Source organism: Paenibacillus sp. FSL H7-0357 (genome assembly GCF_000758525.1).
In the GTDB taxonomy this organism is placed as follows: domain Bacteria; phylum Bacillota; class Bacilli; order Paenibacillales; family Paenibacillaceae; genus Paenibacillus_AQ.
The window spans coordinates 3,477,729-3,490,689 of the sequence record NZ_CP009241.1 but is presented as its reverse complement, the minus strand read 5'-3'; the positions used below and the strand labels follow the sequence as shown (position 1 = coordinate 3,490,689).

General features: G+C 48.2%; 14 protein-coding genes. 4 read left to right on the top strand and 10 right to left on the bottom strand.

The genetic code is table 11. The features are described from left to right. Window positions 1–29: 29 nt before the first annotated feature. From H70357_RS15110 to H70357_RS15100, 3 genes are all read right to left on the bottom strand, one after another. Window positions 30–1,046: a LacI family DNA-binding transcriptional regulator gene (locus tag H70357_RS15110; protein WP_231578482.1), complete on the bottom strand. Its 1,017-nt coding sequence runs from the start codon at window positions 1,044–1,046 to the stop codon at window positions 30–32. A 13-nt stretch (window positions 1,047–1,059) separates the two neighbouring features. After that, complete coding sequence (locus tag H70357_RS15105) at window positions 1,060–2,202, bottom strand: amidohydrolase family protein (protein ID WP_231578432.1); 1,143 nt, start codon at window positions 2,200–2,202, stop codon at window positions 1,060–1,062. Window positions 2,203–2,361: 159 nt separating this feature from the next. Continuing rightward, window positions 2,362–2,697, bottom strand: coding sequence for an antibiotic biosynthesis monooxygenase (locus tag H70357_RS15100; RefSeq protein ID WP_038590947.1), 336 nt, complete (start codon window positions 2,695–2,697; stop codon window positions 2,362–2,364). 252 nt (window positions 2,698–2,949) lie between these two features. On the opposite strand from H70357_RS15100, the gene H70357_RS15095 reads away from it, so the two are divergent. Then, a complete protein-coding gene (locus H70357_RS15095) occupies window positions 2,950–3,510 on the top strand; it encodes a GNAT family N-acetyltransferase (protein WP_038590945.1) in 561 nt (186 codons plus the stop codon). Between the two features lie 3 nt (window positions 3,511–3,513). Continuing rightward, the gene (locus H70357_RS34345; protein ID WP_052092042.1) at window positions 3,514–4,056 is read left to right on the top strand and encodes a GNAT family N-acetyltransferase; all 543 of its coding nucleotides are present in this window, start codon (window positions 3,514–3,516) and stop codon (window positions 4,054–4,056) included. Between the two features lie 373 nt (window positions 4,057–4,429). Here H70357_RS34345 and H70357_RS15085 read toward each other — a convergent pair whose 3' ends face one another. The 6 genes from H70357_RS15085 to H70357_RS15060 all read right to left on the bottom strand — a co-directional run bounded on the left by H70357_RS15085 (window position 4,430) and on the right by H70357_RS15060 (window position 9,247). After that, on the bottom strand, window positions 4,430–5,578 hold the full coding sequence (locus H70357_RS15085; protein ID WP_038590942.1) for a DUF4179 domain-containing protein: 1,149 nt from the start codon (window positions 5,576–5,578) through the stop codon (window positions 4,430–4,432). Continuing rightward, the gene (locus H70357_RS15080) at window positions 5,568–6,098 is read right to left on the bottom strand and encodes a sigma-70 family RNA polymerase sigma factor (protein ID WP_306080840.1); all 531 of its coding nucleotides are present in this window, start codon (window positions 6,096–6,098) and stop codon (window positions 5,568–5,570) included. The genes H70357_RS15085 and H70357_RS15080 overlap by 11 nt, the downstream gene beginning before the upstream one ends. Before the next feature lie 174 nt (window positions 6,099–6,272). Next, entirely contained in the window at window positions 6,273–7,505 is a 1,233-nt protein-coding gene (locus H70357_RS15075; protein ID WP_038590936.1) for an aminopeptidase, read from the bottom strand. Window positions 7,506–7,616: 111 nt separating this feature from the next. Beyond that, a complete protein-coding gene (locus tag H70357_RS15070) occupies window positions 7,617–8,267 on the bottom strand; it encodes a hypothetical protein (RefSeq protein ID WP_038590933.1) in 651 nt (216 codons plus the stop codon). After that, entirely contained in the window at window positions 8,260–8,751 is a 492-nt protein-coding gene (locus H70357_RS15065) for a sigma-70 family RNA polymerase sigma factor (protein ID WP_052092041.1), read from the bottom strand. Before H70357_RS15065 ends, H70357_RS15070 begins: the two co-directional genes overlap by 8 nt. Before the next feature lie 145 nt (window positions 8,752–8,896). After that, on the bottom strand, window positions 8,897–9,247 hold the full coding sequence (locus H70357_RS15060; RefSeq protein ID WP_331281763.1) for a hypothetical protein: 351 nt from the start codon (window positions 9,245–9,247) through the stop codon (window positions 8,897–8,899). A gap of 186 nt (window positions 9,248–9,433) precedes the next feature. On the opposite strand from H70357_RS15060, the gene H70357_RS15055 reads away from it, so the two are divergent. Next, entirely contained in the window at window positions 9,434–10,570 is a 1,137-nt protein-coding gene (locus H70357_RS15055) for a VanZ family protein (protein ID WP_052092040.1), read from the top strand. An 89-nt stretch (window positions 10,571–10,659) separates the two neighbouring features. Here H70357_RS15055 and H70357_RS15050 read toward each other — a convergent pair whose 3' ends face one another. After that, on the bottom strand, window positions 10,660–11,424 hold the full coding sequence (locus tag H70357_RS15050) for an exodeoxyribonuclease III (RefSeq protein WP_038599586.1): 765 nt from the start codon (window positions 11,422–11,424) through the stop codon (window positions 10,660–10,662). 137 nt (window positions 11,425–11,561) lie between these two features. On the opposite strand from H70357_RS15050, the gene H70357_RS15045 reads away from it, so the two are divergent. Next, window positions 11,562–12,731: an MFS transporter gene (locus H70357_RS15045; RefSeq protein WP_038590930.1), complete on the top strand. Its 1,170-nt coding sequence runs from the start codon at window positions 11,562–11,564 to the stop codon at window positions 12,729–12,731. Window positions 12,732–12,961 lie beyond the last annotated feature (230 nt).

Below are 12,961 nucleotides of genomic sequence, written 5' to 3'. Positions count from 1 at the left end.
ATGACCTGACTGCTCTTCTATTCAATTTATTAATCCGTTGAAATTCGGTTAGCATTAACCGATTCCCGGCAGATCAATTCCGGGACAAGTTTCAATGTTCTGCCAGCTCCGCCGTTCATCACTTCAAGCAGCATTTCAGCAGCGAGTGTCCCCATGCGTTCGTACTGATGCCGCACTGTAGTCAGCGGCGGGTTATTATATGCGGTAAAAAATGCTCCATCATAGCCCATTACAGAGATATCCTGAGGCACGGAGATGCCTTTGCGGGCAAGCTCCATAACCGCACCCATTGCCATTAAGTCATTTGCGCAGCAAATCGCCGTCAGCTCAGGTGCCCTTGCCAGCAGTTTCAGGACTGCCACCGCTCCGCTCTCCCCGCCAAAATCTCCATATTCCAGTTGGGCGGAATCATGGAGAGTCCCTGTTTCGGATAAAAATATCTCGCTGAAGCCCTTGTAGCGTTCCTCGCATATGCTTACATCCGGGGGGCCAGTAATATAGCCGATTCTTCGATGTCCTTGCCCAATCAAATAGGCGGCTGCCATTTTCCCGCCTTCCCGGTCGTCAGAGGCAACCAGCGAGCAGCGTGGCCCTACAGCTGAGCCAAGATTTACAGAGGGAACCTGCAGCTTTACCGCTTCCTTGATGAGCGGGTGATTCTTGGCAAAGGGTGGCATAAATACACAGCCTTCCAGATTTCTCATCCGAACCCATTCGGTTAAGCTGTTGGGCTTATACTCCGTAAAGGGCACTGAGAAAATTAGAATCTCCTTCTGGTAGAGCCGTAAGGCCTTTCTTAAGGTGGTAAAAATATCGTCGAACTCACGAATCGACTCCTTTTCCATCTCCGGCATGAATACACCAACCAGGTTGCTTTTACGGGTGACCAGTTGCTTGGCACCCAAATTGGGGACGTATCCAAGGGACTGGGCCGCTTCTTGCACGCGGGCTATGGTTCTCGGATGTACACCGTAACTGCCGTTCAACGCTCTGGATACGGTACTGACCGATAAGCCCAGCTTTTCCGCAATATGCTGTATCGTCACTTCCAAGCTGATCTCATCCTTTTGCGGCTTCCGCCAAAATTTTACCCGCCTCCACCTTCAAGAGCGTATCCACATGATAGTCCTTTCCGGTTTCCTGCTCAAGCTTGCGCAGAGCTTCGCGCTGAGTGTTGGTTGCGGGTTGATGCTCAATGAGCGCGGCCAGATTGTCATGTGCGATTTTCCGCGCAAGGACAGGATCCTCCATCAGCTCAAGCATTTGGTACATCGCGGCTATCGCCTGTTCTTCACCCTCTATTCCATACCCGGAGTCTGTGCTCAGCATAAAGCGGTCGGGGAACTTTTTCATGACAGGAATGAATTGTTCCGGCGCACCTCCCCCAGCTGGATTATAAACAGAGAACCCGGCAAAAAAGTCAGCATATAAATTGGGGTGTGCGGAAAGCAGCCGCTCAATCTCTTCCGGTGTATTGTAGGCATTTATATGCGCAAAAATCATCATCGTGTCCGGATGCTCTTCCAGTGCCTGCTCCAGCTTCTCAACCGGCATACCGCTAGGCGGATCAATGTGCAGCAGCACCGGCACCTTGTATTCTGCGGCCAAATCATAGATTTGTGGAAGATAGCCATCGAGAGGATGATTGGCCTTCCAGGCCACCCGGGATACAACCGGTGACATCGTGGAGGCAGCAACGATTTCGCCAATGCCCATATATCCCTGCTCCAGATTATTTCTCACTACCGTCAGGCTCTCTACGCGATGCAGGTCAAATCCGCAGAAATACGGAATAATAGTCTCCGGGTGCTCCTGATAAGCCTTCCATGCAAACTTATCGGAAATAACGGCACTCGGCTCAGACACATCACCAAACAGGACTACTTGCTGCACTCCATGATCTTTCCAAGTCTTTAGCATAATCATATACTTCATTAGACTGGCATCATGATTATGGGCGTCGATAAGACCCAGGTCCTTATACTTGGCAACTAAATCTGTCAGCAGATTGTCTGCCTGATCGGGAGCAATGCTGGCTGCTGCAGCGGCAGGCTCCGCTGTATTGGGCATAGAGGACTGTATTGTCTGTTCCAACACAGGGTCTGCTATATCTTTGGCTTGCTCATTCCGCAGATACAAACCAGCCAGTGCTCCGAGTACAATAATAGTGCTGAGCAGCCACACCACATTTCTGCGCATCATGATCTGATACCTCCTTATTTTCGGAAACGTTCCCGATATTTACGATAATTATAATTCTATATCTATAATATGTAAATGTCGTTTTCGGGAACGTTTCCGACATAGCTGTCAAACCAGCCGTAGGCGGTTCTTTTGTAAACCACCGTGGCCGTCTGTATCCTACACTTGTTTTCCGTAGGCCTTGCCTTCTTTTATCTTCTGTACTTCATACATATTTACCGTTGTGCTGATGATAAAAGCCGGTTTCTCTTGGCCCCTGCTGTTGCGGTGGCCCTGGATATGCGCATCACTTTTCTCCCAATTCTTCCATGCTTCCTCTGATTCCCAGCGGATCAGGAGCAAGACTTCCTCGTTATCCTTGCTCTTCTTGTTCAGCGTAACGCTGATATCAATGAGCCCTTCCATTTCCTCCAGCGCCCCCGGTGCACTGAACTTTTCAATCACTTTATCGCTGTTCCCCTTCTCAATGACGATGGATCTGGTCTGGATAAACATCAATTATTCCTCCTATGATGCCATAAGCGCCTCTAGCTCTGCTGCTTTTGCTTGGCATATTCTCTTGTTTCAACTCTCTGTTTTATTCTAATTGATAATCGTTATCATTTCCAGTCGGATAGAAAAACAGTCTTTCATATTGAATAGGTGCATACTTCTTTTTTAACTGAACTCTCTCTTGTACGGGGTTTCAGGCAAATATATACTCGATATAAATTACACCCATCCTTTACTGGAGAAAGTTGGCCTGTTATGAATGTTCAGATCAAACTTGCGGACACAAACGAAGCTTATATAATTAAAAATCTCTATCCTTTATACTTGCATGATTTATCCGGTCACTATGGACTAACGGGCGGATCTGCCCTTAACAGGCACGGCATCTTCGAAGACAGCCAGGAAATCAGAACTTTGGCCGATCAATACGAGGTGCAGAATGTTTGGTGGGAGAAACCGGGATGCCTGTATCCTTTTTTAATCAAAGTGGGTGCTGTGCCTGCCGGCTTTGCATTCATCGCTACCCCGCCTTATTGCGCCAAAGGTGTAAACTACTTCGTAAATGAATTCTTTATCCTTCAGCCATTCAGAGGGCAAGGTTACGCCCGGCAGGCAGCGGTGCAAGTATTCGAGTCTTTCAAAGGCAACTGGGAGCTGTACACCAATCCCTCGGAGAAGAACATTACCGGACAGAAGTTCTGGAGAAAGACCGTATCGGGCTATGCAAATGGCAAGTATGAAGAGAAGCTTGAAACGACCGTAGACGGCCCTAAGATGGTATTTAGATTTAATAATGGAGACAGACAGGAGCTATAGAGAATGGAAATTATAGGCGAGCGAATACAGCTAAGGGATTTTACCGACAGCGACCGTACTTTTTTCGGGGAATTGGAGGGCCATGAGCTGACCACCCGTTTCGAGAACCACAGACCGGATGCCGCACAAATTCAAAAGGATTTTGAAGCAGCTTTATCACATGCACAGTGCACACCCCGTGAACATTTCAATTTGATCATTTGCAGAACTGCAGATAACATACCCTTAGGTGGCATCAGCCTTAAGCTGAACTGGTCAGAAATCAGGGAATGGGAAATCGGCTGGGCGCTGCATCCGGATTATTGGCGGCAGGGTTATGCTGCGGAAGCGGTTAGGCTGATGACCGGCTATGCCTTTGAATCTCTTCAGACCCATCGAATCGTAGCATATGCCAATGCTGATAACGTCCGCTCTGAGAACCTGATGATCCGTGTGGGCATGATCAAAGATGGCGTACTCCGGGAGACAAGATATTGCAATCAAACCTGGTGTGATGAGCTGATCTATTCGATGCTTGAAAAAGACTGGGTCCAGCTTAATCTATAGGGCAGCAGCACTCCCTCAAGTATTCAATGATACCTCTCATTTACAGGGATAAAAGGAACAGGGTCAGCACGACTATGCTGACCCTGTTTATTACTATATAGATTGAACTTAAAAACTTGAGAAAAGGGAAAGGAGCAACGGAGGGGAATTTTGGAACTGGAGGAACGGTAGTGTCCGCCTGAAAGCTTTCCGAAGGAAAGCTAGCATCGAAAGCATAAGCAGTCTTCGGATTTTAACCGCTATAGCGGTTAAAATCAAGAAATTTGAAGACAACAGCGGCCGGAAGTCCAAATATTCACTGTAGTTGCGACTGGTCCTGAAATCTAAAACCACAAGTTCAATCTATATAGTTTCAGTGTGTACAAGGCAAAGGTTATTGATTAACTGCAGGAATCTTAAGCTTGATCTCCGATAGGCCCTCTTCCTCTGATCCAGTCTTAATTAACAGCTCCATAGACCTTGGGTTATCCAAAAGATTGCTGCTGAGCAGATAACTAAAACCCTCATCCGTCCCGCCCCCGGAGTACGAGAGAAGCTGATCTACACCCTTTTTCGTTTCAGAGGCAATTTCTGTTCCCTTGATTGCGACAAACAATTTGTCTCTTATTTGCCATTGATCGCGTTCGTTCTCCTTCATCGCCAAATTCACCCGGGTCATTAAGGGGGAGAATTCAACCTGGGTCAGCGTTAACTCGTGCCCTTCCAGTGTAAAAGTCTTGTCCGCATATACGGTTTGGGTTGGATGCTCCTTAAACTTGGAAGCTAAAGTAAAACTGATTTTAAGACTGGGAGAATATTGTACATCTTCATAAGCAATTTCCGAATTGGGGTCCTCCATCATGCCAGGATCTACCAAAGCAATTTTAAAATCCGCTTCCAGCTGTTCAGGGAATGGCTTGTTCCGGTCGAGGTCGAACGTGCTCCGCCCGATGAATTTACTGTAACTCTTCACACCCGGTTCCCTAAAATGGCTGGCCACCCGCATCGTATCTTTCAAATAACTGTTCGTTGCCTTGTCTTCAAGCTTTGCACTATTAATACTGTGAATCTCCTGAGCGTTATCTGTGGTAGCCGTATATAGAATAATAAGCTTATTCTCGTCCGCAGTAACGGCGTTCAAGGTCACCGTAAAGCCTTCGCTGCTCACCGATTTGTTGATCTTTTGAATATATCCGTTTCTAAGTGCGGAATAAACGGTTTCGTCGTCGACATCAAATGAAGAAAGATCTTTGAAATCCTCCAGCCCTGTCCAGTCAATCGTTTGCAACGGCCGGGCCGTTTGCGGCTCTGACTCGAGATAAGGAAGGACAAACAGCAGAATGGCGACCGCAGCAGCTGCGGCAAATCCCATGAATGTGCTTCTGGAGAATAAAGCCATCTTGCTTTTTCGCTTACCCCTCTCAATCCCCTGTTGAACCGCAAACCTTATCGCGCTGCTCTGCTGCTCCAATTCCACTTCTACCTGCAGGTGCATCTGAACCGCGTTTGACAGCATTTCCTCTTCTTCCTTGTTACTGATCATTCCAGTCACCCCGATTCCTGATAATCGTCCTAAGCTGCTTAAGCCCTTTATGCTGCCAGGTTTTGATTGTCCCTTCCGGCTTGTTCAACAATTCCGCAATCTCTGTCAACGTCATGTCATTATAGTATTTAAGCAGCAGCACATGACGGTACTTGGGTTTCACCTGTTCAAGCGCCCAGAGCATTTCCATCCTGCTGGTATTATGCATTGTAACAGGCTCCTGCATCTGTTCGTCCGCTGTCGGAACACTGCGCTTGCGTCTTCTCTGCTCATCTATGCAGACATATATCAGAATCCGGATGATCCAAGATTTAAATGCCTTGGGATCTTTCAGCGTTTTCCGCTTGATCCACGCCCGGCAGGTCATTTCCTGTACCGCTTCCAGCGCATCGTTCCGGTTGCCCAAATAACTGTAAGCTATACGATATAGCTGCTCGCTATGCTCTATCACAGTGTCATAGAACACAGATTCTTCCCGCGACACTGTACTGCTAACCCGCTTCATCTCTACCCCGGACATTGTCATCTTTCCTCCTACTCCCCCTTACCTTACATAGTTAAGACGGGGAGAACACGCAAACAGTTTTCTTAAATTGTAATTTATCCTTTTCTTCATTCCGTAAAGTGAAAATTGACAAAAAAAAGCCGTAACCCCCGCCTTTCAGCGGGACTACGACTTTTCAATAAATGTATGTTACAGTACCCAGTTTCCTTTGCGGAACACAGGTTCAATGGTACCATCCGCCAGTTCACCGTCGATATCAAGCTCAGCTGAGCCGACCATGAAATCAACATGCGTCAAACTTACATTCGCGCCTTTCGCCAGCAGTTCTTTGCTGCTTAGTCCAACGCCGCCTTCAATATTGACAGGGTAGGCACTGCCCAGCGCAAAATGGCAGGAAGCATTCTCATCGATACCTGTATTATAGAATACCCGGCTCATCCGGGAGATTGGCGAGTCGTGCTGCACCAGGGCCACTTCGCCCAGGTAGGAAGCTCCTTCATCCGTTTCCAGAAGTGAAGTCAGATGCTCACGCCCGGACTCGGCATCGTATGCGGTAACCTTGCCGTTTGTAAAAGTAACGGTGATGCCATCCACTAGACGCCCGTTCAAATTCAACGGAAGGGTACTGGCCACTGTGCCGTTGACGCCTGTACGACGCGGCATCGTGTAGATTTCTTCCGTAGGCATGTTCGCTACAAAGTATACGCCGCTACCGTTCTCCCCGCCGCCGCCGCGCCACAAATGGCCTTCAGGCAGTTCCACATGCAGGTCCGTACCGGGGGCGCGGTAATGCAGGCTTTTGTAGCGCTTGGCATTCATCCGGTCCTGGCTTTGCTTCAGCTGGGCAATATGCTCCCGCCAGGCTGCAACAGGGTCCTCAGTGCCTACGCGGTTCATCTGGAATACCGCTTCCCACATCGCTTCCACTCGTTTTTCTGCTGGAAGATCGGCAAATACCTTATCCGCCCATGCGCGCGTCGGCGCTTTGATGAGGGACCAGCTGATTTTATTGTTCCGGGTATAGTTCTGATATTTCTTCCGCGCTACTGCAGCAGCCTTGACGGCTGTTGACACCTTCGAGGAATCAATGCCGCGGAAAAGCTCCGGATCGGGTACTTTAATATGTAAGATAGCTCCACCCTCTTCGGCAAAACCCTCCAGCATATCCGCATGCCATTGCGGGTAATAACCAAAAGAGTCTTCGGGAGCCTTTTCGTAACGGATGCGCGTAACCGCCTCATCATCCCAGTCAACCATGACGTATTTAGCACCGGCCTCATAGGCTTTGCCAACGATCAAGCGCGTAAGTTCAGCTGTCTCCAGGGGAGAATGGATCATCAGCACTTGTCCAGGCTGTACATTTACTCCGACCTTCACAACGAGGTCCGCATATTTCTCCAGCATCACTTCAAAATCCTTCATGACTTCTTTTCCTCCATATCTAAGATTGCTGTAGTTCTACAAATCCAAACGAACTGCTCTTGTTATTTTAACGCAAAATGATCCTCGTTGCGATTCTTTATGATTTGACCTCTACTGTTGCCCATTCCCCACCAGTTTACCAGAGTAAGTACCGGATTCGTCAGACTGTATCCTAATAAGCGCCCTGCCAATTTCAGTATGATTGCTGTAGGCAGTAAGGGTCAGTTCACTTTCCCTATTCTTGCTGGGTAATGGCGACCAATAAATCGTATCTCCGGATGCAATGGCCGTCTCCGTTCCGAGCTCATGCACCACATAATCCGGCGGAGTCCAGCGAAGAAAACTGCCCTCTGTTGTCTGCAGCCTGATTTCATCCGCGCCGTCAGCCGTGATCTGTATCGGAAATCCCGGCGACCTGCTGTTGGTCACACGATAGTCCCCGATGGGGAACTTAATTTCCGGCTGTACCTGTTGCGGCTCACCGTTTGCGGCGTACACCGTTACCGCGAAGATGTCTGACAGGAAGGGGCGTTGACCCGGCTGTCGCTGGCCGTTACTCTGGATCAGAAACAAACTAAGCAGTGAAAGAAGAACCAGCGCTGCGGCGATGATGGATACGGCAGGTTGTAGTCTATAACGGCGGGTTAGCGCAGGCTTACCTGTATCCGATTCAGCTTTTTCCTGAACGGCTTTCTTCACTATCCCTTCTGCAAGCTCTGTTGAAGCCGTAATCTTCCTCATCCCATTCACATATTTATTCATCCTCCATCCCTCCCATTACGGCTTTCAGCCGCTCTCTTGCACGCTTCAGCTGTGTGCGGACTGTACCTTCTTTATACTGCAGCATTGCGGCGATCTCTGCCGTGCTGTAATTTTCGAAATAATAGAGATGAATGACTATCCGGTATTTGACGGGAAGCTTCAGCACTGCCGATACCACTTCCCTCTCCTCCGCTTCAGGTATGGGCAATTCCGGTCTTTCCAGAGCAGAAATGTACCTTTTCCATGGGCTTCGCAGCATGTCCTTACACCGGTTAATGGTGACTCTGATCATCCATGCGCGTTCATGATCCGGATCTGCAAACTCAGGATGATGCTGAAACAGTCTGATAAAAACATCCTGGCAAATATCCTGCGCATCAGCCATATTCCTGACATAGGCTAAGGCCAGCCGCAGTACCATGTCCGAATGTTTCCGTACCATTTCATTTATGTATTTCTCAGTGCAGGGCAACTGTTTCTCCAATCCGTCTCCCCCCTTCACTGATAACACGCCGGAACCAGCGAATATGTTTCACTTCTTCACAAAAAAAAACGGCCCCGTGCAGGAGCCGCTGTCTGCTTCTCATAGATAGGGCAAAAGGTTCTATTACCCCGCGCAACATCAGTGTCTATTGTTTATCCACCTGCAACAAGGTCACGGTCTTCACAGCGTAAGTATGCTGAATCTTTTCTTCTGCGATGATATTCAGTTTGGTCAGACTGGCCACCTTTACCGGATCGGTCTTTGAGAGCAGACGCCAAACCTCCGGGTCAGACAATGTGTTGTACAGCTTTTCATCATCATATTCCTTGCGGTTCTGTGTGACAAGCTTAACCTTGTAGCTGCCAATCACTGCCTCCGTCTCCCCGAGTTCACTGCAGTAGGACAAAATGTCCTGCCGCAGCTCGGCCAATTCCTTCTCAAGCTCCTTTTGTTTTGTTTTGAGTTTATAATACTGCTGAACCTTCTTCTCCATCATTACTCACGCTCCTCTCCAAACATATGTATGCCGGATGAGGCCAATAAATAAGTTGAGCCCTATTCCATAAACTTCTATAATAAAATAGATTCTGCTGCAGTGATTCCGCCAGTAAGCAACGTCTAACCGCAGGGGTATGTTCAAGTGCGGGTAAGCTCAGTAAACTAACAAAATGGCAGGTGAACCATGTTTCAATCGTATCTATTTCCGATCTCTTACGCCTTTATGACCTTTCCTGTAGCGGCGCTGTTCTTCACGCTGCCTTTTCTCATTGTTCAATACCGGAAGCATGGATATATCAACAAGATCAGGGCAGTTGTTCTTTATTTGCTGCTGCTCTATCTGCTGAACGCCTTTTATCTCATCATGCTGCCGATGCCGGCGTCCCGGCACAACCTGCCCCCTTCGGGCAATACAATTCAGCATATCCCACTGCAATTTATTCAGGAGATTCTGAAAGAAGGCAATTTTTCCGTTCAGCAACCCTCAAGCTATCTGGCATTGCTTCGCGAGCCTGCATTTCTTCAGACCGTGTTCAATATCGTCTTGACGATTCCCTTCGGCTTGTTCCTGGGCTACTATTTCCGTACCCGGTGGGTGGTGTGCATTCTGCTGTCCTTCTCGCTCTCATTGCTGTTCGAGATCACCCAGATCACCGGCATCTACGGTATATTTGATTATCCTTACCGTATCTTTGATGTCGACGACCTGATCACCAATACGCTTGGCGGGATGATCGGATTCAGAATTGCCTTGTGGATTTCAGGATTGCTCCCAAAGATCGAACAGCTCGACAACCACGAGGATCTGGCGGCCAAAAGAGTCACCTTCACCCGCCGCAGCATCGCTTTTATGCTGGATGCCTTCGTATGGCTGGCTGGGCTGAGCCTGCTGAATTCTTTGTCTGTATCAGGAGCATTCTGGATATCAACCAGTGTCTTCTGTCTGCTGGTGCCCTGTCTGGCTGGAGGAAGAACACTTGGCAAATGGATTGTGCGCATCCGCATAAGCACTCAAAGGGAACGGCTCCGGCTATGGATGCTGATCACCAGATACTTGCTGCTGTATGGGCTCCTAATTGGAATGAACCGCCTAATTCTTGTTTCTTCTCAGCTCGACGGTCTGACTCCTGCCCTAGCAACAGTTGTTCGTATTGCTGTATTTCTGGGGGACATGGCATTTAGTATTCATCTATTTATCGGAATCTTTAAGAAAAAACGAGTGTTGTTCTATGAGAACATAAGCCAGACCTGCAACGTAATTACATGGCCGGAGAAGACGCTGGAATCCGCTAAGGATGTTACAAATTCAGTTGTCAATTAAGAGAGTTTTTTCATGGATAGCATAAGAGGCCATGTTCCCCACTTACCGGGGACGCACGGCCTCTTTGCATTTTGAAAGTAATTTAAAAACTAGGAATCCAGTTCCTTAATCGTCAGCACCACCGGACAATGGTCGCTGCCGAGGACATTACACTCGATACCGGCCTCCACTAGCTGCGGAGCCATCCGTGATGAAGCCAGGAAATAATCAATCCGCCAGCCGACATTGCGCTCTCTGATCTTCGGCATATAGGACCACCAGCTATAGGCCCCTTCTGTGTCAGGGTAAAAATATCTAAAGGTATCCACAAAACCTAAGTCAAGCAATGTCGTCATTTTACCGCGCTCTTCATCGGTAAATCCTGAATTCCCCCGGTTGGATTTCGCATTTTTCAAATCAATATCCTGATGGGCGACGTTGAGGTCACCGCAGACTACAACCGGTTTATGCTGATCCAGCGCCAGCAGATAATTGCGGAACCGGTCCTCCCATTCCATTCTATATTCCAGACGGGTCAAATCCCGTTTAGCATTCGGAGTATATACATTCACGAGATAGAAACCGGCAAATTCCAAAGTAATAATCCGGCCTTCCGGCTCTGAATCATCCTCTATTCCATATCGTACGGAAAGCGGTTTGATTCTGGTAAAGACCGCCGTTCCCGAATACCCCTTCTTAAGGGCATAATTCCAATATTGCATATATTCCTCACCCTGCTCCAGGACAATTTGTCCCTCCTGCAGCTTTGTTTCCTGCACACAGAAGATGTCTGCGCCGCTTTCCTTAAAGAAATCGTTAAAGCCTTTGTTCACACAAGCTCTCAGACCGTTTACATTCCAGGACACCAGCTTTATCATCGTCATTCTCCTTACATTTCACTAGAATTATCCCCAGTGTAACATATTATAAGCTGTTTAGAGTTGCTATGCGTGATACAATAACTGGGCTTGCTTCTTCCAATCTACTAAAATACGCGGGGGTTCCTAAGGCTATGAATATACCAAAACTGCTACGCAGCTTTAACTTTTTATATTTTGCCCTGCTCGCCATGTTCATTCCCTTTCTTCCGGTCTACCTGGATAATCAGGGTCTGAGTCCGGCGCAAATCGGATTTGTTGTCGGCACCGGCGGCTTCATAACGATAGTCGCCCAGCCGCTATGGGGAATGATCAGTGACCGTACAAAAACAATCCGCAAAGTACTGTTGTTCCTGCTGCTCTGCTCAGCCATTGTCGGCTACCTGCTGTATGTCTCAAGCAGTTACAGCCAGCTGATTCTGTTCGCTATGCTGCTCTACTTTTTCCTAATGCCGATTGATCCGTTGACAGAAAGCCTCAATTTCCGTATCGCCGAGTCTTCCGGGATCAGCTACGGCTCGATCCGCACCTATGGTGCGCTCGGTTATGGTATCATGGCGCTGCTGACCGGATATGTAATGTATTATTTTGGCGCACAAGGTCTAGGACTGCTGTTTGCCGGCAGCAGTCTGCTAGGCTTCCTGGTCAGCTGGAACATGCCGGATGCCCCGGTTACCGGGAAACCGGTCACCCTGGACAGTCTCAAGCATTTCCTCTCCAATAAAGAAACGCTGTTATTTCTGCTGCTGGTCTTTGTCAGCTCCGTACCGGCAAGAATGAACGATACTTTTCTGGGGGTATATATTATTGATCTGGGCGGAGGATCGGCGTTGGTGGGACAGTCATTTTTCCTTGCGGCAATAAGCGAAATCCTTGTCTTTGCCTTGAGCTTCTGGTGGCTGCGCAAAGGCAAGGAGCTGATTATCATCGCTTTTGCGGGAGCCTTCTATTTCCTTCGTTTCTTTATTTCTGCCTGGGTTACCGATCCGCAGCTGCTCACTTACCTGCAGGTTCTGCAGTTGTTCACATTTCCCGTCTTCTACTCGGCGGCTATCCAGTACTTGTACAGCATTGTACCGGAGGAATGGAGGGCTACGGGCCAGACAGTGCTGGCACTTCTGTTCTTTGGAGTGTCGGGCATCCTGGCCTCATATGCGGGAGGTGCCATTTATGACAGATTCGGGGGCAAAACGTTCTTTTTATGCGTATCAGCAATGTCCTTTACCGGCATGATCTTTGGCCTCATTCTTTACCGGATTTATGGTAGACATAGCCGTAGGGGAGAACATGCAGCAACTCTATAAGACCGGATGCCGCGTCAGCGCTAAGGAGAATCAATAAAATCTGAAGAGTACAACGATTGGAATAACGGTCCGTTCGCGGAACATTCTAAATTGTGCTAATCTCTTAAGTCATTCGCTGCTGCATTAATAGAAACGGAGAATATAATGTTCTATCATTGGAAAGCAGAGCTACCTCTGATTTCTAATGTAATGCCAGAGTATCCCGCCCATACTCTCTCATTTCACTCCCC

What these genes read in the sequence shown, in the direction of transcription:
- H70357_RS15080 (WP_306080840.1), bottom strand. Translation starts at nt 6,098, where the DNA reads ATGTCCGGGGTAGAGATGAAGCGGGTTAGCAGTACAGTGTCGCGGGAA.
- H70357_RS15095 (WP_038590945.1), top strand. Translation starts at nt 2,950, where the DNA reads ATGAATGTTCAGATCAAACTTGCGGACACAAACGAAGCTTATATAATT.
- H70357_RS15105 (WP_231578432.1), bottom strand. Translation starts at nt 2,202, where the DNA reads ATGATGCGCAGAAATGTGGTGTGGCTGCTCAGCACTATTATTGTACTC.
- H70357_RS15045 (WP_038590930.1), top strand. Translation starts at nt 11,562, where the DNA reads ATGAATATACCAAAACTGCTACGCAGCTTTAACTTTTTATATTTTGCC.
- H70357_RS15075 (WP_038590936.1), bottom strand. Translation starts at nt 7,505, where the DNA reads ATGAAGGATTTTGAAGTGATGCTGGAGAAATATGCGGACCTCGTTGTG.
- H70357_RS15100 (WP_038590947.1), bottom strand. Translation starts at nt 2,697, where the DNA reads ATGTTTATCCAGACCAGATCCATCGTCATTGAGAAGGGGAACAGCGAT.
- H70357_RS15055 (WP_052092040.1), top strand. Translation starts at nt 9,434, where the DNA reads ATGTTTCAATCGTATCTATTTCCGATCTCTTACGCCTTTATGACCTTT.
- H70357_RS15070 (WP_038590933.1), bottom strand. Translation starts at nt 8,267, where the DNA reads ATGAATAAATATGTGAATGGGATGAGGAAGATTACGGCTTCAACAGAG.
- H70357_RS34345 (WP_052092042.1), top strand. Translation starts at nt 3,514, where the DNA reads ATGGAAATTATAGGCGAGCGAATACAGCTAAGGGATTTTACCGACAGC.
- H70357_RS15085 (WP_038590942.1), bottom strand. Translation starts at nt 5,578, where the DNA reads ATGATCAGTAACAAGGAAGAAGAGGAAATGCTGTCAAACGCGGTTCAG.
- H70357_RS15060 (WP_331281763.1), bottom strand. Translation starts at nt 9,247, where the DNA reads ATGATGGAGAAGAAGGTTCAGCAGTATTATAAACTCAAAACAAAACAA.